This window comes from Aerococcus kribbianus (assembly GCF_026805545.1).
Lineage (GTDB): Bacteria > Bacillota > Bacilli > Lactobacillales > Aerococcaceae > Aerococcus > Aerococcus kribbianus.
This window is the reverse complement of record NZ_JAPRFR010000001.1, coordinates 1,001,917-1,026,779: the sequence shown is the minus strand read 5'-3', so window position 1 is coordinate 1,026,779 and position 24,863 is coordinate 1,001,917. Positions and strand designations below refer to the sequence as shown.

Genomic DNA, 24,863 nt, shown 5'->3' with positions numbered 1-24,863 from the left:
ATCACCTGCCTCAAGTTCTAATTATTAGATAAGTCTTCCCCATTAGAAGCAATCACTTGTTTATACCAATCAAATGATTTTTTCTTAGAACGTTCAAGACTGCCATTTCCATAATTGTCACGGTCAACATAGATAAAACCATAACGTTTTTTCATTTCACCAGTACCTGCAGAAACTAGGTCAATACATCCCCAAGTGGTATAACCTAGCATTTCAACACCATCTAATTCAACAGCATCTTTCATTTGTTTGATATGATCTGCTAAATAATTAATTCGATAATCATCAGCAACATAGCCATCGTCATCAGGTTTATCAACAGCACCCAGACCATTTTCAACCACAAACAATGGTTTTTGATAACGGTCATAAATACTATTAATTGTGGTTCTAAAGCCTAATGGGTCAACTGGCCATCCCCATTCAGTTTTTTCAAGATAAGGGTTATCAGGTGTTTGGAATAGATTACTTTCAACGGTTTCTTCATTAGAATCATCCCCAACCCCAACACGGGTGTTGTAATAAGAGAAAGTAATATAGTCAACAGTATTTTCTCTCAATAATTCTTTATCTTCTTCAGTAATTTTAATATCCAATCCATTACGTTCAAAGAATTTCAAGGCATAGTTTGGATAATAACCACGAGATTGGACATCAATAAAGAATAAATTGTCACGATCACTAGTATATGCACCCCATACATCTTCTGGTTTAGGAGTTAATGGGTAATGCACACCAGAAGCCATCATACAACCAACCATATTTTCAGAATCTACTTCATGGGCAATTTTAGTTGCTGCTGCAGAGGCTAATAATTCATGATGAGCTGCTTGGTATAAGACCTGTTCGCGATTCTCTCCTTCTTCAAAACAAATACCAGCTCCCATAAATGGTGCATGCAAGAGCATATTAATTTCATTAAAGGTAATCCAATATTTCACTTTACCTTTATAACGATTAAAAATTACACGACAAAGATTTTCATAAAATTCAACAACTTTACGATTACGCCATCCACCATACTCTTTTACTAGATGCATAGGAATATCAAAATGAGTAATTGTCACCAAGGGTTCAATGTCATATTTTAATAACTCATCAATTAAATTATCATAAAATTCTAATCCTTTTTCATTAGGTTCTTGTTCGTCACCCTTAGGAAAAATACGTGACCATGCTAGAGAAAAGCGATAGGTTTTAAATCCCATTTCAGCAAATAAAGCAATATCTTCCTTATAATGATGATACATATCAATTGCTTCTTTGGCTGGATAGAAATAACCATCTTCAAAATCAAACATTTTTCGTTGTCCAGTCACTACCGCTGCTCGATCTTCACCTACTGGCGCCAAGTCAACGTTAGCTAAACCACGACCATCTACATCATAAGCACCTTCACATTGATTGGCTGCAGTTGCGCCTCCCCATAAAAAGTCTTCTCTAAAAGCCATAAAATCCTCCTTATATTAAATACACAAATGACATAGCTTAATCTAAGCTAAAGAAATCATCTAATGCTTGTTCACCTTCATCTGACCCTTCAGCTGCTAATTTAGCTGCTTTTTCGAGTTCTTCTGCATATAATTTCTTATCAAAACGCATAATAAATGGATAATAAACTAATCCAGCTGCCAAAACACATATTAACGCGACAATAATTGCTCTCCAATCACCTGTACTAATAAATGCGCCAATACCTACTGGAGTTGGCCAAGGCATCAAAGCAATGATTGGTTGAACAAAACCTAGTTCAGTAGCCCAATAGGCAATTGAACCTGCTACCATTGGTGCTAAAATAAATGGAATTAACATATCAGGGTTATAGATCATTGGCACTCCAAAAATAACAGGCTCATTTATATTAAAAATCGCAGGAACTGAAGAACTACGTCCTAAAATCTTTAATTGCTGTGAACGACATAGCGTTGCCATAATAAATGTTAATAATAATGTTGAACCTGATCCTCCTGGGTAAGTATAGGCATTCCAAAATTCTCCAGCTAAAGTTTCTGTTGCTTGTCCTGAAGCATTGAGAGCCATATTATTTATAAGTATAGGATTAATAATACTGGTAATAATAGTTGCTCCATGTACACCGACACTCCATAATGCATGTATTAAAAATAAAATAACCATAAATCCAAGCCAAGATCCTGTTAAATTAGTAACAAAAGCAAAGGGTAATTGAATGACTTGGAAAATATCTGTTCCTAAAAAGACAAATAACGCATTAATAATTAATACAGAAAACGCTACTATAAAAGTAGGTATTAATGCTGTAAAAGAATTAGCGACTCCTGACGGAACTGCAGCAGGCATCTTAATAATAATATTTTTTTCTACACAAAATTTATAAATATGTACGGCTATAATAGCCATAATAATACCTACAAAAACTCCAATTGAACCAAAGCGAGATACCCCATCAGCACCAATTGACCATCCATTAATTATCATAGTTTCTTCTTCGATTACATGAACAATTTTCATATAACCATCTTCCCAAATAATTTGTGGAATGGTCATTACAAAACCAAACAAAGCTAAAGTAGCACCATAAATAGGATCTAAATCCAAATCTGGATCATCTTCTATCATTATTCGTGTATAGTGATATCCTAAAGCAATAGTAAAGTATAAAGCTAAAACACCCATTGTTGCTTTATTAGCAATCATATATAGTTCGCTAAATCTAAAAAAAGTGGCTTCAAATATATTCGTTAATCCTGGAATTGCTGTAGGTAATATATTAAATACCAAAAACATTGATCCTACAATTGTAAATGGAATAGTTGTAACCCCTGTAGATTGAATCGCTCTTACAAGTTTAGTCTGAGATAGCTTAGTTAATGGTGTCATTAAATATTTTTCCATTACTCCAAACATACCATTATTCTGATTTTGAGACATATTTTTCTCCTCAATTCTTTAATTATATTCTTTACTTAATTTTTGGTAAAAAGTATCAGTATTATGCCGTATACTCTTCAAAGCATGTAAATTTAATAAAGAAATACCTAAAATAATAAACATAACTATATAAATTAATCCTAAAGATAGTGAATTAAATATTAAAAACGGAAAAAACAAATTAAAAAAGATTTCTAAATTAATAATTATTCCTAAAATTCCTAAAATGATTACTTGAAAGACAAAAAAATATCTTGCATAAGTTAAATTATTTTTATGATGACTATACAATTTAATTTGTTCAGCCAATGAAGGTATATTTAAAAATAATAGTATTAACGGTAAGATTGCACCATATGATTTCATACCAATCAAGAAAATAAACCAGTAAAAATTGATAAAAAATAGTAAAGCTAAGCTATAACGCAGCCATAAAAAACGATTAAACAATAATACTTGTTTACTTTGTTTTTCAATAAGCTCCTTTTTATCCGTATTAGCCATTACTATCAGTCCTTTTCCGCTAATTTCTTATAAACATCAAGTAATTCTATCGCCATATCTCTATAAGTCATCCCTGTCATCAAATGATCTTGAGCATGGACCATTATGATTTCCATAATGATTTCTTCTCCACCTGCGTAAGCTTGTAATAATTCTGTTTGTGCATTATGTGCCTCAATAAAAGCCTCATTTGATTCTTCTAATTTTTGCTCGGCTTCTTCAAATTTATACTCTTTCATTAGTTGAATTGCTTCATGAGCAATGGTTTTTCCATTACCAGCAGCTAGAATAATCTGAAAAGCCATTTGTTGTACTTGTGAAGAGTCCATTATTTACCTTCTTTCTCAGCTTTTTCTTTTTTCAAATCTTCTTTAAAAATTGGAAAAATTTGCATCGCTAGTTTTACTGTACTTTCTTCAGTAGGAAGATAAGCATCAGGCTCAATATTAATTAATGGTTTATTTTTTGCTTCCGCAGCTTTTGTTAAACCTTCACTAGCCATTTTTACTTGGGGACTAAGCAAATATAAATCATATTGATCTTTTTCAATAATTTCCTTTCCCTTAGTAACAGTAGTCGCTTCGATTTCTATTGGTAAATCTCGTCCTTCAAAAAACTTCGTTACTTTTTGGGCAATCATTGATGAAGACATTCCTGCATTACAAATAATTAAACCTTTTTTCATAGAGTACCATCCTTTATCTTAATTAAATTGATTATATAGTGACTTAGTTCTTCAATTTTTTGAGGTATCGGCACATATAAATGTGGAGCGATATCAAATAAATCATTATGATTTTTAATTGCGATTTCTTTTAGCCACTCACTAGCATATTTAGCTTGTGGACTAATTAAATAGATATCAAAATCTCCCTCATTCAATAATTTTTTACCCTTACCTAAGGAAACCGATACTGTTTCAATTGCTAGATTTTTTTCATCAAAATACTTATTTAATTCACTAGATATATATGAAGATGACATACCTCCCATACATATAATTACTACGCGTTTCATAAATCACCTGTCTTTTATAAATAAACCGCTTACAACACCTTATATTAACTATACCCTCAATACAATTCAAGCGCTTTCATTAATTAGAAAAAAACTTTACATAAAACTACCATTTTTATCCATAGATTTGCTAATATAATACACATAGAAGGGGGTAATCTCGTGTTACTCAAAGAAAAGTTAGATCAAGATATCTTTTCATTTTCTGAACGAATCATTATAAATTATCTTATAGGTAATATTGATAGTATCGAAAATTTAACGACTTCTTCAATTGCTGCTGCTACTCACACCAATACGACGAGCCTTATTCGTATAGCAAAAAAATTAGATTTAAATGGTTGGAAAGACTTAAAGAATGAACTGATCCATGAGCGTGACTATTTAAACGCAAATTTAGAAGTCCAAGACGCAAATAAACCCTTTCAAGCGAAAGATTCTAGTCGAACAATTGCTAATAAAATAGGTATCGTAATGAAGGAATCAATTGATGACACCCTTTCATTAATTGATTATGACGAAATCAAATATATTTGTCGCTTATTATCAAATAGCAAAAAGATAATGATTTTCTCCGGAAAAAATAATTTAAATGCCGTTAATGTTTTTGTTTCTTATCTACGCCGAATCCAATATGATGTCCAAGTAGCTGATACCTTCGATTATCCTGAATTTGAAGCCTATAATTTATCTCAACATACTGTGGCTTTATTTATATCTTATTCTGGTGAAAACCCAGAAATCCTTCGCTTTTTTAAGTTTGCAAAGGAACAAGGAGTCAAAACCATCAGTATTACCAATGTTGGAGAGAATACTCTTTCTAAAGAAAGCACGTATCATTTATGTATGAGCACCCATGAGAAACTATATTCAAAAATTGGAAGCTTCAATTCAACGACCTCATTAAATTTTCTCCTCAATGTTATTTATTCCATCTTATTTGCTATAGATTATGATTATAATTTCCATTATCTGCAATCAATGAACAAAACTTTAGAAAGACGCCACTCCGACACAAATTTATTGCAAGAGTCTTAGTTGTTTTATTTATAGACGCTGGAATATCACTTCCAGCGTCCTTTTAATTCTAATCATCCAAACTTTCCCCATTACTTGCAATCACATCTTTATACCAATCAAATGATTTTTTCTTATAACGTTTAAAGCTCCCTTCTCCGTTATCATCACGGTCAACATAAATAAATCCATAACGTTTTGACAATTGAGCAGTTGAAGCAGATACTAAATCAATACAACCCCATGAAGTATAACCCATTATATCTACACCATCTTTAACTGCTTCACCAACTTGTTGAAGATGTTTTTGCATATAATCAATCCGATAATCATCATTAACTGTGTAGCCATTTTTAGTTTCTACAAGTTCATCTTTGGCACCTAAGCCATTCTCAACAATAAATAATGGAATTTGATAACGATCATAAAAATCATTTAGAACTAATCGTAAACCCACTGGATCAATTTGCCAGCCCCACTCACTAGATTCTAAATAAGGATTTGAAATCCCTCCCATAATGTTACCTTTTCCAGTACTATATTCTTCTGGATTATGTGCTTGAGCAACACTCATATAGTATGAGAAGGAAACAAAATCAACGGTATGTTCAGCAAGTAATTGTTTATCGCCTTCTGCAAAATCGATAGTAATATTATTTTCATCAAAGTAGCGTTTAATATAATTTGGGTATTTACCACGTACATGAATATCTGAAAATAGATAATTTTGATTCTCAAACTCACGTACCGCTAACTGGTCTAAGGGATCTGGTGTCATTGGATAGGCTGGCATAGCAAGAACCATACAACCAATTTTAAAGTTAGGATTAATCTCATGACCAATCTTAGTTGCTAAGGAAGAAGCAACTAGTTCATGATGAACTGCTTGATATAAATCTTGTTTACTCAATTCTTCTGGAGGTGTTAAAATTCCCCCACTCATAAACGGTGCATGTAACACAGAGTTCACTTCATTAAAAGTCAACCAATACTTTACCTTATCCTTATACCGTTTAAAAATTGTTTCAGCATAATGAGCATAAAAATCAATTAATTTGCGGTTAGCCCAACCATTATATTCTTTGGATAAGTGTAAAGGTGTTTCATAATGAGATATAGTTACTAATGGTTCAATACCGTACTTGGCTAATTCATCGAAAACATCATCATAAAACTGTAATCCTGCTTCATTTGGTTCTGTTTCATCCCCATTAGGAAAAATTCGTGACCACGCAATTGAGAGCCGAAAAACTTTAAAGCCCATTTCTGCAAACAAGACAATATCTTCCTTATAATGATGATAAAAATCAACAGCTTCTAACTTTAAATTATCAGGAGTCGGTCCATCAGTTATTGGACCCATTCCCCCATCAGGAGTAACATCTTGAACAGATAATCCTTTGCCATCAACATCATAAGCACCTTCAAGCTGATTAGCAGCTGTTGCGCCACCCCATAAAAAGTTTTCTGGAAATACAGACATCATCTCATCCTTTCTAAATAATTTTTTATCTATTTAACGGTATCTAATAAGAAATCGCCACTGGAAATTTCTTTAACATCAGTTTTTACAATATCGGTATATTGGTCAGTATTTGTTACGATAACAGGAGTAATAGTAGAATAGCCTCGCTCTTTAATATACTCAATATCAAAACTGATTAGTTTTTCTCCAGCTACTACAGTGTCCCCATCAGAAACAAATTTTTCAAAGCCTTTTCCTTCTAGCTGTACTGTATCCATGCCAATATGAACTAATATTTCAGCGCCATTTTCAGAAGTAATTCCAATGGCATGACCCGTCGGAAAAATAGTCGTCACTGTTCCATTAACAGGTGAAAAAATTTCTCCAACTTTAGGAATAATAGCCATACCATCTCCCATGGCTAGGCTAGAAAAAACGCTATCTGGCACCTCTGCTAACGGTAAAGTTTCTCCAGTTAACGGACTAGCCACAATTTCTTGATTAATAACTACATTTTTGTTTTGTGATTTTAGTTGATTGTTGACGACTGTATCAGTTGCAGATGCTTCTGTGGTTTCCTCCACAGCGCCACCTTTGTCCTTATAGAATAAGTAAGTCAAGATGAAACCAACAATGGTTGCGATAATAATTGAAATCACATAATGCCATACATGTGATGAATTAACTCCACTCGGATCAATATAGGCAGGAATTGAAAAGATTCCCAAACCACCCATAGCATAAGTGAGCACACCAAACAGACCTAAATATAAACCTTGAATGGCGCCTCCGACACAAGAAAGGTAAAATGGTAATTTCGCTGGAAGAGTAAATCCATAGATAGATGGTTCTGTTACCCCAAAGAAGGCAGAAATAATAGCTGGAATACCTAAAGCACGTTTCTTACTATCTTTCATCTTAAGTACCATTGCGATCAACGCACCCATTTGCGCAAAACTTACACCATTAACTATAGAAAAAATACTTGACGTTCCAGTATTAGTTAACTCAATAATACCTAATGGTACTAATCCCCAATGTAAACCAAACATAACTAAAATTTGCCATAAACCACCAAGTGCCATACCAAATAAAATTGGGCTAAATTGATTCAATCCTTGGAAAGCCGCTCCAACTAAGTTAGATCCCCAAGTTGCAATTGGACCAATAATTAAGATAGATAATGGTACAGCGAGTAATAAGACCATAAATGGTGTAAGAAAACTTTTTACATTAGCATGTAAACGTGCCTTAAAGAAATGTTCAAACTTAGAAGCTAACCAAACTGCCAAAATAACGGGAATAACTGTTTGATAATATCCCATTCCTAAAATTACTGGAAGACCTAAGAAGGTCGTGTAAATTGGTGATTCAAATACTGTTCCAGAAAATAAGGTATAAAGCGCATCCCCAGTAGTAACATCTAATAAAGTAGGATACAACATGGCTCCTGCCAAAGCTAAAGCCGTAAACACATTCATCTTAAATTTTTTGGCAGTAGTCACGGCAATCATAATTGGCAAGAATTGGAAGAAAGCATCTCCAGCAGCATTTAAAATAATGTAAAGACCATCTGTTTCTGACACACCAGCCACAGCTAGTATAGCGACAAGACCTTTAATCATCCCAGCAGCTGACATAGGGCCCAAGAACGGTTGAAAAATCCCTGACATTAAATCAATGAAACGATTGATTAAAGACCCTTCTGTGATATCTTCCTCTTCAGTATCGTCTTTGAGTTGACCAACTTTTACAACTTCTTCATACACATCAGGAACATGGTTACCAATAACAACCTGGTATTGACCGCCACTCTGAACGACTGTTACTATTCCTTCTCTTTGTTTAAGAAATTCTGTATCTGCCTTATTCTCATCTTTTAGGTGAAAACGTAAGCGAGTAATACAATGACGTACATCCTTAATATTTCCCGAACCACCAACATGTTTAATAATATCTGTGGCTAATTCATTATATTTTTCCATTTTTTCTCCTTCTTTCTATTTAATTGTTAGTTATTCTAAATAAATAATTTCGCGTCTCCTTTCAAAAGAAAAAACCTAAATGAAAAACACAAGGAGCTAATACTTAGTTCCCTCTGCATTTCATTTAGGTTTTGCCTGCCAAACAGTAACAATCCTGTTATGAATTTTATTTTGCTGTGATACGTTTAATATGAATGGTAAGATAAACCAATTCATCAATACTTAATTCGAACTTGTAATTATTTTCAACATATTTTTTTATACGCAAGCTACATTGATAGGCTTCTGGATAATCTCGCTGTACTTGTTCATATAAAAAGGTATCTCCCGAATTGGGCAATTCCCCATTAATAATCCGTTGAGCAAAATATTGTAAATGAGTAATAAAGCGATTATAAGAAATACTAGTTTCATCAAATGTCGTTTGAAAATGAATTTGTACTATATTAAGAATATCTTGAACAATAGTAACCATCTTAACTGTTTCTTCCATTAGACCGCCTTCTTTTTGCGCATTCACCAAATGGAGGGCAATAGCTGCGGCTTCGTCTTCTGGTAATCGAATACCAACGTCTTGTTCGATAATATCTAATGCTTGTTTACCAATACTATATTCTTTTTGATAAAATTTTCGAATTTCCCAGGTTAATGGGTTTCTAATTGGTGTATTTTCTCTGACGCGTTGATAGGCAAAATGTAAGTGATCGGTTAAAGTAACAAAAAGATTAGTATAGAACTCAACATTTAGTGTTTTTTCTGCCAAATCAATGATTTTTATAATAACATCTGTTTCTTCACTAGCAATATGGTGGGAAATATCGTTTAAAATATCAATTTGATCACCTTGTAAGACAAAAGTTTTTTCAACTTTGTCCATATCGACTTCATCACCAGTCTTTTTTTGGAAACCAATGCCTTTGCCCATTAATATATGCTCGACCTGTTGATTTTGGGCGTGGACCGCATTGTTATTTAAAACTTTTACAATATGCATTAGTCCCACCTTCCATTAAAGAAAAAACCTAAATAAATCTTCTTACAATAACGCTAGAGTCATCAAAAGAACATTTATTTAGGTTTTGCCTGCCGAACAGTAACAATCCATACACATAGACTATCATATTTTGAAAAGGGTTACAAGTAATATTTAAAATTTAGCTAACAAAAAACCAAAGAATGAACTTCCACTCATTCTTTGGTTTCTTTCTATCCCTCTACTCCAAAAAATCAACTTCATCTGCCCGTTCCCATACAGGATAATATTGTCCTGGTGAGATTTCATCCATTTTTTCGGCAACGTCATCTGAATTATAGAGGTCGACAATTTTGCGGTAGGTTTCGTTGTCTTTATCTTCTTCACGGACAGCAATAAGATTATAACGATCAGCTGGAATGGTATCTAAATAATCAGCATCGGTGAAGATGTTGTCTTCAATCGCTAAACCAGCATCTTCAGCAAAGCCACCGTTTAAAACAGCAGCGTCCACGTCTTGAATCATCCGTGGGGCTTGGGCAGACTCAACTTCGACAAATTCAATATTTTTAGGGTTTTCGGTGATATCGGCCAAGCTTGATTGGGTAGAACCACCATCTTTTAATTTAATGACCCCAGCAGTTTGTAAGGCTAATAAGGCACGCCCTTGGATGGCCGTTTCGATTGGAACAATGACTTGGCCATTTTCAGGTAAATCATCTAGGCTGTCAATTTTATCAGAGAAGATATAGAGCGGTGTGATAAAGGTTAATCCGATAGGAACAACATTTTCCCCACTCTCCTCGTTCCATTGTTTGAGGAAGGCGTAATGTTGAAACGCATTCATGTCCACTGACCCATTCACTAAGGCCTGGTTGGGTTGGTTATAGTCATTAAGTTCAACCACTTCTAAATCAATATTTTCTTTTTTGGCTTTTTCAGCTACATACTCCCACAATTCTTTTTCCTTGGAACCAACAACAGCCACTTTTACTTTCTCAGCACTTTGCTTGTCCTCTTCACCGTTTTTATTGCCACAAGCCACTAAAAATAAGGCCAATAAACTTAGCGTGATTACCTGTAAAATTCGTTTCATAATATTTCCCCCTAATCATATTAAGTATAATATATCATTCTCAGCTGCTTCTTGCTTATACCAATATATGACCACTCTTGATCGTTTATACCGATACTTCTCTAACAGAAACGATCAAAAAGAGGCTAGGAGCAAAAGTCCTAGCCTCTTCATAATATATGACCATTTATCTCCTAGTTAGGCTCACAAAAGCAGGACTGATATACGTTTACCAAAAGTCTTTGATAGCTAATTGCTATCTTCAGTCTTTTGGTCCAAGGCTTCTGTTCTTAGCGCCTTTTGTCATACCTTTTTTATTTCTTGACCCGGGCAATTTTACCAGCTTGAAGGTAAACCATTAATATAGAAACGTCAGCTGGGTTAACCCCTGACACGCGACTAGCTTGAGCTAAGGTACGTGGATTGATTTCTGCCAGACGTTGTTTGGCTTCGGTAGCTAAACCATCGATAGCTGACCAATCGATGTCTTCTGGGATGGCTTTTTCTTCCATCCGGTGGAGCTTATCGACTTTGGCTTGGGCTTTTTTGATATAGCCATCATATTTAATTTGAATTTCAATTTGTTCTTTCACTCGACGTGAGAGTTCATGGTCGCTAGGGGCAAAGACCAAAATATCATCAATTTTAAGTTCTGGTCGCCGCAACAGGTCAGCGGCTAAGATACCATCCTTCAAACGTGCGGATTGATGGTTGGCAAGGTAATCTTGAAGGTCGTCACTTGGTTTCAGCCGTGTGCTTTGTAAACGAGCCATTTCGTTTTCAACTTCTGCTTTGTCTTGGAGATAGCGTTGATAACGGTCATCTTCTACCAAACCGATGGCATGACCACGTTCGGTTAGCCGTAAGTCGGCGTTATCATGACGGAGAAGTAGACGGTATTCTGCCCGCGAGGTGAGTAGACGGTATGGTTCGGTGGTTCCTTTCGTCACTAAGTCATCAATCATTACACCAATATAGGCTTCATCACGTCCCAGGATAAAGGGCTCTTCACCTTTAATTTTTAGGGCAGCGTTAATACCGGCGATTAGGCCTTGACCAGCTGCTTCTTCATAACCAGATGTGCCGTTACTTTGGCCAGCAGTATAGAGGTTTTCCACTTGCTTGGTTTCTAGGGTCATCTTCAATTGGTTGGGACGAACAACATCGTATTCGATGGCATAACCAGTTCGCATGATACGAGCATTTTCAAGCCCTTTAACCGTTTGGAGCATAGCGACTTGCACATCTTCTGGTAGAGAGGTTGAGAAGCCTTGGACATAAATTTCTTCGTTGTGACGGCCTTCTGGTTCCAGGAAGAGTTGGTGCTTAGGTTTATCAGCAAAGCGGACAATCTTGTCTTCAATGGATGGACAATAACGCGCCCCTACCCCTTCAACGATCCCTGTAAACATTGGAGCCCGTTCTAAGTTTTCCCGGATTACAGTATGGGTATTTTCGTTGGTATAGGTTAGGTAACATGGAATTTGTTTGTCTAAGGGCAAGTAGTTTTCGTCATTAGACATAAATGAAAAATGATTAGCTGCCTCATCACCTGGTTGAATTTCGGTGGCTTCATAGTTGATGGTTCGCTTATCAACCCGTGGTGGGGTACCAGTTTTGAAACGCGTAATATCAAAGCCGTACTTATCTTCCAAGTTGGCAGTTAATTTTTCAGCTGCTTGCGAATTATTAGGCCCAGAAGAATATTTCAATTCTCCAATGATAATTTCTCCGCGCGCTGCAGTCCCAGTGGTCAAGATAACTGCTTGGCTCCGATAAATGGCACCGGTTTGAGTGACAATCCCTTTACAAAGGCCATCTTCAATAATTAGATCTTCAGCAATCCCTTGGCGCAAGGTAAGGTGGTCTTGGTTTTCAATGGTATGACGCATTTGTCGTGAATAATCATCTTTGTCTGCTTGGGCACGTAGAGCACGTACTGCAGGGCCCTTACCAGTGTTTAGCATCCGCATTTGAATATAGGTCTGGTCAATGTTTTTCCCCATTTGACCACCCAAGGCATCGATTTCTCTAACGACGACCCCTTTGGCAGGCCCACCCAGTGACGGATTGCAGGGCATAAAGGCAACCATATCTAAATTTATCGTAATTAATAGGGTCTCTTGTCCTAAACGAGCGGCAGCTAGGGCGGCTTCAGAACCAGCATGACCGGCACCCACGACAATGACATCATAATTTCCAGCTTCGTATCTTTGCATACTTTTCCTTTCTCCTTTGTTATTTTCCTAAACAGAATTGGCTAAATAGTTGATTTAACAGTTCATCAGGGGCGCCTTCACCAACAATTTCTCCTAGGAGTTCCCAAGCCCGGGTAAAGTCAATTTGAATTAAGTCCACTGGCATTTCTGCTTCAACTCCTGTTTTGACATCATCCAAAGCTTGAGAGGCTTTTTGGAGCAAGTCAATATGGCGGGCATTTGAGACATAAGTAGCATCACGTTCTCCGGTTTGCCCTGAAAAGAAGAGGTCAGCTATTCGCGCTTCTAACTTGTCCATGCCTTCTTCTTTGAGAATTGAAGTGGTAATGATTTCTTGGTAATTAATCAAATCAACTAATTGCTCTTGGTCCAATTGACTTGGTAAGTCAGACTTATTTAAGAGAATAATCCGTTGTTGGTCCTGGGTCATAGCTAATAATTCCTGATCCATTGCCGTTAGGGCTTCACTCTGATTAAGAATTAAAATCACTAAGTCAGCTTGTTGAATGGCTTGACGTGACCGTTCCACCCCAATTTTTTCGACGGTATCTTCAGTGTCACGAATACCAGCTGTATCTACTAATTTCAAAGGGACACCTCGAATACTGATATATTCTTCAATCGTGTCACGGGTAGTCCCTTCAATATCAGTGACGATGGCTTTTTCTTCATGCAATAAGGCATTAAGGAGACTTGATTTTCCTACATTAGGTCGGCCAATAATGGCGGTTTGAATCCCATCACGGAGAATTTTTCCTTGCTTGGCAGTGGCTAATAGACCATCAATCCGTCCTTTGACCTGGTCGGTTTTTTCGGATAAGAGTTGCAAGGTCATTTCTTCGACGTCATCATACTCTGGATAGTCAATATTAACTTCCACCTGAGCCAGGGTATCTAAGATATCTTGGCGTAGGTTTGCTACTAATTGCGACAGGTTACCATCTAATTGTTTAACGGCCATATCCATAGATTTATCAGTTTTGGCACGGATTAAATCCATAACAGCTTCGGCCTGGGTCAAATCAATTCGCCCATTTAAAAAGGCTCGTTTAGTAAATTCACCTGGTTCAGCCAGGTGAGCCCCTTGGCGTAAAACTAATTCTAAGATACGATTGGTCGCTACCATTCCTCCATGGCAATTAATTTCTACGATATCTTCCCGCGTAAAGGTTTTAGGCGACCGCATCACAGACACCATAACTTCATCAATTTCCTGACCATTATTTGGATCAACGATATGACCATAATGGATGGTATGGCTGTCTTGGTTGGCTAATTTTTTCTTCCCCATTTGGTAAACCGTATCCGCTATGTCCACTGCTTGGTCTCCGGATAAACGGACAATCCCGATGGCGCCTTCACCTGGTGCACTTGAAATTGCTGCAATTGTATCAAAACCTGCCGTAATCATGACAAACTCCTCTCTATTATTTAAAAATAAAAAGTGTCTAGACTATCCCCCTCCCCAAGTCGGCGAAATAGTAGACACTTTGACTGTCAAACTTATTCATATTCCATCGTATTATAGAGCATTTACTGGCCTTTGTAAACTCCTTTGCCCAAAGATGCCATCAAAAAAGTCCGAGATTTTATCCCGGACCCTTCACTAACAATTCACTTGATAGCATTAGAATTGTTGGTTGTTATTATTGTCTTTGTTTTCGTCATTGATTTTACGGTCTAATTTGTCTAATTGTTTAGCAGCGAAGTCGCGGCCACCTAAACCAAATGATAAGGCAAAGGCTACAGATAGACCACCAATGATAAATAGGAAGGCAAGATTAACAATATTATTGGCAAAGTTTAATTGGTCAAGCGCCATAAACACAGCAAATACTGCGAAGATCGCCTTAACGATTTCAGCAATCCATTTAGAGTTAGTGTTGTCAGCCACAAAGTTTCCTAAGAAACGACCACCAAAAATTCCAAGGCCAAGAATAATCAAGGCTACAAGAACGTTAGGAATGTAAGCAATAATTGCTACCCCAACCTCATTTAATACTTCTAGATTTAAGGCATTTAAGGCTTCAACCACAAAGAATAGGCCGATAACAACAGCCACTACTTGACCAATAATGTTGGCAAAGTTAATTGGTTTGCTGTTTTCTGTTTTATCTTCAACATATTTTGATAGGGAATTGATGCCAGTTCCTTCAAGTAATGAAGAAACTAATTGACCAACAACACGAGCAATGACTAATCCAACAGCCACTAAAATAGCAGCGACTAAAATATTAGGAATTGCTGCTAAAACAGAATTAAACACACCAACAATTGGAACAGTAATTGATTGGATTCCTAATGTTTCTAAACCAACAATGGCAATTGGGATAATGACTAAGGCAAAAGCAATGTAACCAAGGGCATTAGCTAAGGTGTTGCCACCTTCGTCATCTGAACCAGTAAATTTGTTAACATAGTGGTCAATATTTACCGTTTCAGCTAAGTTAACCACTAAGTTCTTCACTAGGCGAGCTACGATAAAGCCAATCACGAAGATAATGATAGCCATAGCCAAGGCTGGAATAAATTCTAGAGCGCCAGCTGTCATATCACGAATTGGTTGGGCAATTGAAGTTAAACCAAATGTTTCAAAAATACCTGGTAAGAATAATACCCATACTAGGTAGTAAAGTACTTGTGCAATTGATGACAATGTACTTTGTGCTTGATCATTTGTGTTAGCAACATTCCATTGCACTAACTTGCTGTCTAGGTTAGCCGCTTCGGCTCCTTTGACAACGGCTTTCTTCACTAATTTAGCGATAATCCAAGCCGCAATTATTAAAACAATACCATAGAGTACTGTTGGAATTGCTGCCAACAGGTTTTCTCCTAAAGTTGAAAAATCCATAGTTATTCTCCTTCTTTCTTTATAAAATTTTGACAATAAATTTTCTTCCTATGAACCATATATTAAAGAAAACTTAAGACATTTACAACAGTTTTGCCTTAAAATTCAACTTATAAGTTAAAAATTAGAGGAATTCTAATGGAAATCAGACACAAAAGAAATCTTTCTGTTCTAAATATCGAGAAGACAGGTTAAAATAAGAATACAATAATGTATGTAAAGGGGAATTTCATAATAAAAAGAGCCAACTCACTGCAAAACGAATTTGCAGGAATTGGCTCTTTGTTTAGTGACTTATAAGGATGAATTTTCATCACATCCTTATAGTCGGGTTCTGAAAAGCAGGACTGACATGCGTTTCCCAAAAGACTTTGATAGCTAGTCGCTATCTGCAGCCTTTTGGTCCAACGATTCCGTCCTACCGCTTTTCATCGCACCCTTTTTAGTCGAGTTCGCAAAAGCAAGAGCTTCGGATATTTGTCCAATAGGCTAAAAGATTCAAGTTCGTCTCTTTTGCCTATTGGCTCAAATCTCTCGCTCTTACCGCTTTTGCTCACATCCTAACCTTTATATTTAACGACCAGGTATCTATGCGGTTCACGGCCCTGGGATGAGGTTTTGATGTGTGGGTATTTAGCGAGTTGGGAATGAATAATTTTACGTTCAGAAGCTGGTAATGGATCAAGAGCGATTGATTGTTGGGTTTCTGTAACTTCATCTGCCGTACGTTGGGCTAAGTGTTCCAAGGTTTCTTGCCGACGTTCACGGTAGTCACCAACATTAACGCTCACAATTACACGATTACGGACATGACGGTGGGTCAATACTTTAGCTAAAGTTTCTAAAGAATTAATGATCTTACCATGCTTACCAATCACTAAACCGGGTTTATCTGTATTTAAATGATAGATAATTTCATTACCATAGTCTTCCACGTCTACTGTAATTGGCGCCAAATAGGCATCGCAAACATCCATTAGATAGCGAGCTACTTTTTCAATATTTTCAACTTCAGAATCTGGTGTTGCCATTTCTTCTTCCTCTTCATTATTTTGTGAAGAGTCTAAGTCATCAGCTTCTTGACTCGCCAAATCTGTCGTCTCGTTGTTAGCGACATTACTTGCTAACCCAGTCGCACTTTGGCTAGTTATCGTTTCTGCTTGGACTTCTGAATTCAAGTCGTTTTGAGTAGCCACTGTTGACTCAGCAGGATTGGCTTCCAAGCCACTAGCTGCTTTATCTGGGCCATCTAATTCTCCAGGAACCGCATTTGATACTGGCAAACCAGTATCTGCCTTAGTTTCTTTTAATTGACCTTCTTCAGGAGCAACTACTCCTTCAGCAGCTTCAGACACTTGGTCAGTTTGCGAGTCACTTTCCTCTTTAGTTAATTCGTCACTGGACACTGATTCAAGTTCTTTAGCTGCGACAAAGTCTACGCCCTCAGTTTCTGTTTGACTATCAGAATTTTCATCAATTTTACTAATAATTTTGTCATCTGCATGGGCTGATTTATCAAGTTCTGTTTCCTCAACGGCAGTATCGCCACCTAGTGAGTCTTCTACAGGAATCCGATTCACTTCACCTGCTGTATGACTGGCTTGGCTTGAGTCACTACTCTCAGGGGTTTCTACTAAACGCATTGCTACTATGGCATCTTTGGCACCAATTCCCATAAAACCTTTACGGTCACGTTGGATAATTTCAATTTCTACCATTGACCGTTCCACTTGATATTTATCTAAGCCTTTTTGAATAGCTGCATCAATAGTGGTTGCTTGAAATTTTTCTGTCGTCATCTAGACTCCTCCTTATTCATGCTTTAACTGATATCAGTCAAGCAAATCACTTATTTCTTACGTGGATTACGTTTGGCCTTCTCCAAACGCCGGGCCAAGTCTTTTTCTTTAGCGGCTTGGGCTTGTCGCTCTTGCCGTTTTTTATAAGGATTATTGAGCACCAAAGTTTGGATAATAGTCACACCAGTACTTGTTACCCAGTATAAAGCAATAGCTGCTGGAAGGGAAATTCCCATAAACAAAATCATTAAAGGCATAACCCATTGCATCACAGCTGTCGATCCATTTTGAGTGGGTGAGCCAATCATCATTAGTTTTGAATTATACCAAGTTAAGATAGCAGCAATAATTGGGAAAATAAGATAAGGATCAGGGGTTCCCAACTGTGCCCACAAGAAATTACCAGTCGCAATGGCTTCAGTCCGTGAAATCGATTGGTAAAGTGCCATTAGAATAGGCAATTGAATCAATAAAGGAATAAAGGCAGCAAACGGATTATAGTCATACTTCTCATTTAATTTACCCATCTCTTCTTGAAGTTTTCGTTGAGTTTCTGGGTCTTTAGATGAATACTTTTTCTGTAAGGCTTGCATTTCTGGTTGCACAGCTTGCATTTTTTCGGTGGATTTCATTTGATACATGGTCAAAGGAATCAGTAAAATCCGAATAATTAAGGTAACGGCAATAATACCTAAACCATAATTCCCGCCAAAAAGGTCTGAGAACCAGATGATAATACGTGATAAGTTATAAACAATACCGCGATCCCAAAGACCAGTAGAATTTTCCGTAATGGGTTCACGAACTGAGCGACCACACGCCGCTAAAAACAAGATTATGGGCATAATTAGGGTCAGTAAACGCCCCATTTTTTTATTTTTGATGAGTTTCACTAGGGTTTTCCTCCGATGTTCTAGCAGATTTTGTCCCATTTTGCGGATCAGTGACAAATAAATCACTTAACCGCAACACATGGATTAACGATTTCTTTACCTCAGCAGTTGACATTTGTGCAGTAGGTTTGCGAGCAATAATAATGAAGTCAACATTAGATTGTAAAAAAGGTTTTAATTCAAAAATCGCCTGACGAATCTTCCGCTTCACCGCATTACGTTCTACAGCATTGCCAATTTTCTTACCTACAGAAATGCCAACACGAAAATGATTTTGTTGTTTCTCCAACTGGTAAACCACAAATTGACGGTTAGCCTTAGAAGCCCCACGATGAAAAACAGCAGAAAAATCCTGTTCCGATTTTACGCGAAAGGACTTGCGCATCAGCTCAAAAACCTCCTTTACATGCAAAAAAAGACCACAGCGCTCTGTGATCTTATCTTGAAATAACTTTTCTTCCTTTACGACGACGAGATTTTAGAACGCGGCGTCCATTTTTAGTTTGCATACGTTTACGGAAGCCATGAACTTTGCTACGCGTCCGTTTCTTTGGTTGATATGTTCTTTTCACGGGAAATGCACCTCCTAAGTTCTTGAAATGCGTTACTAATAACGCGACCTTAACTATTATACTGAAAAAATAGTCTCGTTTCAATTCTTTTTTAATTTTTTTCACTCATACCGACCATCTTAGCATAATTCTGTTTATTTGACAACGCATTCTGCCGATTCATCTCCTAACATTACTAACCGCTCATCAGTATCTATATCTGCAATTTTTAACCACAATTGGGGATAATCGACTCACAGGGCTGTTGATTTGACTGCTTTAAACATAAATATCCCCAGCCTTAAACACAAAGTTGTAAACAAATCCACAGTTTTTGATAACTTATCCACATCTGTGCATAAGTATCTACAAATCTTATGATATCAGTCTTTTAGACCTTATTTTTATACACAAGATAAGGAGTTATCCAAGATAAGTGAACAGATATGCACAGATTGTGGATATCTTTATCCCTTGTTTGGGAAAACTTTTTCCAAAGTCTTTAAAATCTGTGGAAAAGTTATTATGACCATGTTAAAATGGATAGGCATAAATGATTTTATGAAATCAGTAAGGATTTAAGGAGATAGAAATATGAATGAAATGGAGCGACTCTGGGATTATGTCAAACAACATTTTCGCCAAGAACTTTCCAAAGGGTCTTATGAAACCTGGATTCAAGCCCTAGACCCCATTGAATTCTCTGGTCAAGTGTTGCATATTCGTGTTCCCAGTGAATTACATAAAAAACATATTGAAAATTACTATTTATTAACGATTAAACAAGTAATCTATGAATTTCTTAACCAAGAAGTGGATGTGCTCTTGCATCTGGACCAACCTAACAATCGCATTCAAATGGGTAATCAAGGGCAAGCAGACACAGAAATCATCACTAACCCATCAAAAGACTTGTTAAATCCAAAATATACTTTTGATAATTTTATTGTTGGAGAAGGCAATAAAATGGCCCATGCTGCCGCCTTAGCTGTTGCTGAGGGACCTGGTCGGGATTATAATCCCCTCTTCTTCTTTGGGGGTGTAGGATTAGGAAAAACGCACCTCATGCAAGCAATAGGCCATGAAGTATTGAGAACCAACCCTAATGCTAGAGTCAAATATGTAACCAGTGAAACCTTTACCAATGATTTTATCAATGCCATTCGAACCAATACCACTGACCAATTCCATAAAGACTACCGTACGGTTGATATGTTATTAGTCGATGATATCCAATTTATTGGAGGCAACAAACAATCCACTCAGGAAGAGTTTTTCCATACCTTTAATGCCTTATATAACAACAATAAACATATTGTATTGACCTCTGATCGCGATGCCAGTCAAATACCTGAATTAGAAGACCGGCTAGTATCACGTTTTAAACAAGGCCTATCAACGGATATTACACCACCTGATCTAGAAACACGGATTGCTATTTTACGGAATAAGGCCAATGTCAACGGCTTACAAATTCCTGATGACACCCTATCCTATATTGCCGGACAAATTGATTCCAATATTCGTGAACTAGAAGGGGCATTAACTTCTGTCCAAGCCTATGCTGTGATGAATCAAGAAGATTTAACCCCTAATACGGCTGCCAAAGCCTTACGCTCTTACCGGTCTAATGCAGCTAAATCAGCCCCATCTATTGCGGATATCCAAAATACTGTCGCGCAATATTTCAACCTAGAAGTTGCTGACCTAAAAGGCAAGAAACGGGTTCGGAGTATTGTTGTCCCTAGACAAATTGCCATGTATTTATCCCGTGAAGTCACAGAATCTTCCCTACCTAAAATTGGCCAAGAATTTGGGGGTAAGGACCACACAACTGTCCTTCATGCCCATGAAAAAATCGCTGACCTTATCCAAGAAAATGGTGAAGTTAGTCGCGATGTCGAAAGTATCAAAAAATTACTACAAAAATAATCATCAAAACAGTTGATTAATGACAATTATGCTAAAATAGACTCATATCAGCTTGTGGACAAATAAAGTAATACTTCAAGACTTATGCACAAGCTATCCACATGTGGAAAAGCTTTAATCCCGTTACTTTTCCATAGTTTTCCACAATACTAACAAGACCTATTACTACTATTATTTATTTATTAATAAATAAGTAAGACAAGGAGGAACATTCATCCATGAAATTTACCATTAATCGGTCAACCTTCGTTAAAAATCTTAATCATGTTCAACGAGCCATTTCGAGTAAAACAGCTATTCCTGTATTAACAGGAATTAAAATCTTAGCCACTGAATCAGGTTTACTATTAACAGGATCTGATTCAACAATTTCTATTGAAGCCTTTATTTCTACTGAAGATGAGAGTCATCAATTAGAAATTGCTGAACGCGGTGAAATTGTTTTACCTGCACGTTTCTTAGGTGAAATTGTTAAAAAATTACCTTCTGATTCCATGTCCTTAGAAGTAACTGTTAATTTCCAAACTATTATTAAATCTGATCAAGCAGAATTTACCTTAAATGGAATCAATCCTGATGACTATCCACGCTTACCAGAAATTGATGCGCAAACAACCTTTAATTTACCAGCTAATCTCTTTAAACAAGTGATCCAACAAACGATTATTTCGGTTTCTGACCAAGAAATTCGTCCATTATTTACTGGGATTCACTTTGTATTAGGGAATGACAAGTTGAAGGCAGTGGCAACAGACTCTCACCGTCTCAGTCAGCGGATTGTTCCTCTTAATAGTCCTAAAGAATTAGCAGACGAGAGCATTCAACTTAATATTCCTGGACGCAGTCTTAACGAGTTAGTCCGTATTGCTGATGACAATGAAGATATTGAAATGATGGTGACTGACAACCAAGTTCTATTTAAAGTTGATAATATTTATCTCTACTCCCGTTTGTTAGAGGGAAATTATCCAGATACAGACCGCCTCTTGCCAAGTAGCCATGAAACCCTATTAGAAATTTCTGCTAGTGAATTATTGGGTGCAGTCGAACGGGCCTTGATCTTAAGTAACGAAGGTCATAATAATGTGGTGAAATTGAGTATTTCTTCTGATGATATTATTTTATCCGGACATTCGGCTGAAATTGGTAATGTCGAAGAAACTTTAAATATTATTAATGCAGAAGGGTCAGGACTAAACATTTCCTTTAACCCAGATTACTTACGCCAAGCTTTACGTACTTTTGGCCAACAAGATGTCCAATTGACCTTCCAATCACCTTCTCATCCATTTATTATCTTACCTAGCCAAGAAGCTGATAACTTCAATATGGTGCAATTAATTACGCCAATTCGTACTCCGGGTAATTAATCAATATAAAATGAAAACATCCCGCTACTTTGCGATTAATTGCTTGGTAGCGGGATGTTTTTGTTTTATTCTTTTTTCCACTTCTGTTCATAATGGGGACTTTGCATTAATTCTTCTTGGCTTGGAATGCCTCCTTGGGCACCTACTGCTTGAATTGATAATGAAGCTGCTAGGTTAGCTAATTTGATGGCTTCCTCTAGCTTTAATCCTATCATTAAGCCATGGGCAAAGGCACCATTGAAGGTATCGCCAGCGCCAGTGCTATCAACAACTTGACTAGGATAAGCTGGGATATAGTGTAAGTTTTTACCGTTATGAAAAACTGCTCCTTCTTTTCCTAGGGTGACAATCACTTTGTTGGGATAATCACTTAGCTGGTCTTGCCAGTTTTTGTTATCCAGTAAAATTTGTACTTCATGTTCATTAGGAGTTAAATAGTTTACTTTATTTAATAAGTCAGTAGAAATTTCTGCGGCTGGCGCAGGATTAAGGATGGTTGTAATCCCCTGATCATAGCAATAATTAATGACCGTTTCATTAGTGGCTAACGGAATTTCATGTTGAAGAAGCACTATATCTACTCCGTTTAAAACAGCAGCAATTTCTTCTGTTGAGCTAAAGGTCATCTTATTGTTAGCAGAGGGAACGACAATGATACTATTATCGCCTTGGTAGAGGGTGATATGGGCCGTACCAGAAGGCCCTGAAACTTGACGAAGATCAGTGACATCTACTTGATTGTTGGTGAAGTTATTAATGATTTCTTGACCAAAATGATCTTCTCCTACACAAGCAACCATCTTAACTGGGCTAGCTAAACGAGCCGCTGCGATAGCTTGGTTTGCTCCTTTGCCTCCAAAGGCAGTGTGCAGATCTTGTCCTAAAACGGTTTCTCCCATGTGGGCTAATTTATCAGTAGTCACTGTAAAATCAGTAGAACAAGATCCAATAACAGCAATTTTTCCCATAATTATCCTACTTTCTAAGTGTATCTCTTGTTATTAATTTTACGTCGAGAAGGCGGTGTTTGTCTACAAGCTCCTCCTCATTAATTAACTGATAGAGCATATCAGCAGCTTGCCAACCCATAGCAAAAGCCGGTTGCTGGATTGTAGTAAGACGAGGAATAGTCAATTCGCTCATAGGGATATCATCATAGCCGATGATTTGTAAGTCTTTTGGGACTCGACGTTTTAACTGGTGGGCTTTTTGGATAATTGCAATGGCTTGGACATCATTAGCCGCTATTACTGTATCTACCTGAGGGAATTCTGTAAACAAACGGTCTGCTGTAGTTAAGGCATTATTGAAACGATACGACGTGTTTTCTAATACTTGATAATTAACTCCTTGATTTGCTAAAGCCCGAGTAACATAGTGGAAGCGGGTATTGGCTGTCACGACATCTTGAGGGCCAGCAATGATCACAATATTTTCATAAGATGTCTCAGTAATCGCATCGACAATTAATTGAGCGCCCTGTTGGTTGTTGGCAGAAATAGAATAAGTTGATTGACAGTCTGTACGGTCAACAATGACAGTGGCCTTGTTGAGTTCATCGCTATTTAAAGGCACGGCTGATAGGATACCCGCCACAAAATTTTGTTGGAACATTTTCAGATAGGCAGCAATTTTATCAGGATTTTCTTGGATATTTCCCAAAATAACATGGTAACCATATTGGTGGAAGTAATCCTCCACCCCTTGGGCCAATAGCGGGAAAAAAGGGTTGGCGATATCAGGTAAGAGTAGACCAATGAGTTTAGATTTCTTCTGGAAGAGCGACCGAGCTACCTCATTGGGAACATAATTGAGTTCTTCAATAGCCTTGGCAATTCGTTGCCGGGTATCAGTACCCACATAGCCACGATTATTGATATAGCGTGAAACTGTCGCTGGTGATACTTTAGCATGTTGTGCGACATCTTTTATGGTCGTCATGGCAATCCTCCTATAATGTAACCGTTTTCCTATATAGTATAACAGGATTTATAGAGAACTAAATGAGAAATTCATCACATTAGGAAAATTTTTTTGCTTAAATCAAATTTTTTATTAAGTAGAATACCAATGTAGAAACTAAATTAACAATCAAATAAGGAAGATTGCTTTTTAGCCTTTTGCCTAGTAGAAACCCCCAAAGACCTAAAAAGCCAATATAAGGCCTTTATTTGCTTATTTTCGGTAGTTAGCGTATAATTAAGGGGTAAAAACGAAGGGGAAAATCGCCAATCTAGAAGAATGAGATGCTTTTCTAGAGACAGCGATTTATTTTTATGTGATTAGCTAAGGGGTGAGC

22 protein-coding genes are annotated in these 24,863 nt (G+C 37.0%); 3 read left to right on the top strand and 19 right to left on the bottom strand.

The features are described from left to right. Positions 1–17: 17 nt before the first annotated feature. The 6 genes from OW157_RS04780 to OW157_RS04755 are packed head-to-tail and all read right to left on the bottom strand — an operon-like array spanning position 18 to position 4,431. On the bottom strand, positions 18–1,451 hold the full coding sequence (locus OW157_RS04780) for a 6-phospho-beta-glucosidase (protein WP_268752191.1): 1,434 nt from the start codon (positions 1,449–1,451) through the stop codon (positions 18–20). A gap of 37 nt (positions 1,452–1,488) precedes the next feature. Then, complete coding sequence (celB, locus tag OW157_RS04775) at positions 1,489–2,910, bottom strand: PTS cellobiose transporter subunit IIC (RefSeq protein WP_268752190.1); 1,422 nt, start codon at positions 2,908–2,910, stop codon at positions 1,489–1,491. Positions 2,911–2,928: 18 nt separating this feature from the next. After that, positions 2,929–3,414, bottom strand: coding sequence for a hypothetical protein (locus OW157_RS04770; RefSeq protein WP_268752189.1), 486 nt, complete (start codon positions 3,412–3,414; stop codon positions 2,929–2,931). A gap of 5 nt (positions 3,415–3,419) precedes the next feature. Continuing rightward, entirely contained in the window at positions 3,420–3,743 is a 324-nt protein-coding gene (locus tag OW157_RS04765) for a PTS lactose/cellobiose transporter subunit IIA (RefSeq protein WP_268752188.1), read from the bottom strand. Continuing rightward, positions 3,743–4,099 (bottom strand): PTS cellobiose transporter subunit IIB, encoded by a 357-nt coding sequence (locus OW157_RS04760; RefSeq protein WP_268752776.1) that lies wholly within the window; start codon positions 4,097–4,099, stop codon positions 3,743–3,745. The genes OW157_RS04765 and OW157_RS04760 overlap by 1 nt, the downstream gene beginning before the upstream one ends. Further along, on the bottom strand, positions 4,096–4,431 hold the full coding sequence (locus tag OW157_RS04755) for a PTS sugar transporter subunit IIB (RefSeq protein WP_268752186.1): 336 nt from the start codon (positions 4,429–4,431) through the stop codon (positions 4,096–4,098). The genes OW157_RS04760 and OW157_RS04755 overlap by 4 nt, the downstream gene beginning before the upstream one ends. Before the next feature lie 162 nt (positions 4,432–4,593). On the opposite strand from OW157_RS04755, the gene OW157_RS04750 reads away from it, so the two are divergent. Continuing rightward, positions 4,594–5,469: a MurR/RpiR family transcriptional regulator gene (locus OW157_RS04750; RefSeq protein ID WP_268752185.1), complete on the top strand. Its 876-nt coding sequence runs from the start codon at positions 4,594–4,596 to the stop codon at positions 5,467–5,469. 49 nt (positions 5,470–5,518) lie between these two features. Here OW157_RS04750 and OW157_RS04745 read toward each other — a convergent pair whose 3' ends face one another. From OW157_RS04745 to rpmH, 11 genes are all read right to left on the bottom strand, one after another. Beyond that, entirely contained in the window at positions 5,519–6,934 is a 1,416-nt protein-coding gene (locus tag OW157_RS04745; protein WP_326938037.1) for a glycoside hydrolase family 1 protein, read from the bottom strand. A 26-nt stretch (positions 6,935–6,960) separates the two neighbouring features. Further along, positions 6,961–8,898 (bottom strand): beta-glucoside-specific PTS transporter subunit IIABC, encoded by a 1,938-nt coding sequence (locus OW157_RS04740; protein ID WP_268752183.1) that lies wholly within the window; start codon positions 8,896–8,898, stop codon positions 6,961–6,963. A 166-nt stretch (positions 8,899–9,064) separates the two neighbouring features. Further along, positions 9,065–9,892: a BglG family transcription antiterminator LicT gene (licT, locus tag OW157_RS04735; protein ID WP_268752182.1), complete on the bottom strand. Its 828-nt coding sequence runs from the start codon at positions 9,890–9,892 to the stop codon at positions 9,065–9,067. Between the two features lie 220 nt (positions 9,893–10,112). Next, positions 10,113–10,967 (bottom strand): MetQ/NlpA family ABC transporter substrate-binding protein, encoded by an 855-nt coding sequence (locus OW157_RS04730; RefSeq protein WP_268752181.1) that lies wholly within the window; start codon positions 10,965–10,967, stop codon positions 10,113–10,115. A gap of 293 nt (positions 10,968–11,260) precedes the next feature. Then, complete coding sequence (gene mnmG, locus OW157_RS04725; protein WP_268752180.1) at positions 11,261–13,165, bottom strand: tRNA uridine-5-carboxymethylaminomethyl(34) synthesis enzyme MnmG; 1,905 nt, start codon at positions 13,163–13,165, stop codon at positions 11,261–11,263. Positions 13,166–13,184: 19 nt separating this feature from the next. Then, positions 13,185–14,576: a tRNA uridine-5-carboxymethylaminomethyl(34) synthesis GTPase MnmE gene (gene mnmE, locus OW157_RS04720; protein ID WP_268752179.1), complete on the bottom strand. Its 1,392-nt coding sequence runs from the start codon at positions 14,574–14,576 to the stop codon at positions 13,185–13,187. Positions 14,577–14,792: 216 nt separating this feature from the next. After that, positions 14,793–16,019, bottom strand: a complete 1,227-nt coding sequence (locus OW157_RS04715; RefSeq protein WP_268752178.1) for a mechanosensitive ion channel — start codon at positions 16,017–16,019, stop codon at positions 14,793–14,795. A gap of 560 nt (positions 16,020–16,579) precedes the next feature. Further along, on the bottom strand, positions 16,580–17,818 hold the full coding sequence (gene jag / locus OW157_RS04710; protein ID WP_268752177.1) for an RNA-binding cell elongation regulator Jag/EloR: 1,239 nt from the start codon (positions 17,816–17,818) through the stop codon (positions 16,580–16,582). A 50-nt stretch (positions 17,819–17,868) separates the two neighbouring features. After that, positions 17,869–18,687: a membrane protein insertase YidC gene (gene yidC, locus OW157_RS04705; protein WP_268752253.1), complete on the bottom strand. Its 819-nt coding sequence runs from the start codon at positions 18,685–18,687 to the stop codon at positions 17,869–17,871. Positions 18,688–18,691: 4 nt separating this feature from the next. Further along, positions 18,692–19,096 carry a ribonuclease P protein component gene (rnpA, locus tag OW157_RS04700; RefSeq protein WP_268752176.1) on the bottom strand — a complete coding sequence of 135 codons (405 nt, stop codon included), beginning with the start codon at positions 19,094–19,096 and terminating at the stop codon, positions 18,692–18,694. A gap of 52 nt (positions 19,097–19,148) precedes the next feature. Next, entirely contained in the window at positions 19,149–19,283 is a 135-nt protein-coding gene (gene rpmH, locus OW157_RS04695; protein ID WP_268752175.1) for a 50S ribosomal protein L34, read from the bottom strand. 573 nt (positions 19,284–19,856) lie between these two features. On the opposite strand from rpmH, the gene dnaA reads away from it, so the two are divergent. Together dnaA and dnaN are read left to right on the top strand one after the other, a co-directional pair. Then, on the top strand, positions 19,857–21,194 hold the full coding sequence (gene dnaA / locus OW157_RS04690) for a chromosomal replication initiator protein DnaA (RefSeq protein WP_268752174.1): 1,338 nt from the start codon (positions 19,857–19,859) through the stop codon (positions 21,192–21,194). Between the two features lie 218 nt (positions 21,195–21,412). Then, a complete protein-coding gene (gene dnaN, locus OW157_RS04685) occupies positions 21,413–22,564 on the top strand; it encodes a DNA polymerase III subunit beta (RefSeq protein WP_268752173.1) in 1,152 nt (383 codons plus the stop codon). Positions 22,565–22,629: 65 nt separating this feature from the next. Here the strand turns inward: dnaN and rbsK are convergent, their stop codons facing one another. Next, the gene (gene rbsK, locus OW157_RS04680; protein ID WP_268752172.1) at positions 22,630–23,532 is read right to left on the bottom strand and encodes a ribokinase; all 903 of its coding nucleotides are present in this window, start codon (positions 23,530–23,532) and stop codon (positions 22,630–22,632) included. Between the two features lie 7 nt (positions 23,533–23,539). Continuing rightward, complete coding sequence (locus OW157_RS04675; RefSeq protein WP_268752171.1) at positions 23,540–24,505, bottom strand: LacI family DNA-binding transcriptional regulator; 966 nt, start codon at positions 24,503–24,505, stop codon at positions 23,540–23,542. Positions 24,506–24,863 lie beyond the last annotated feature (358 nt).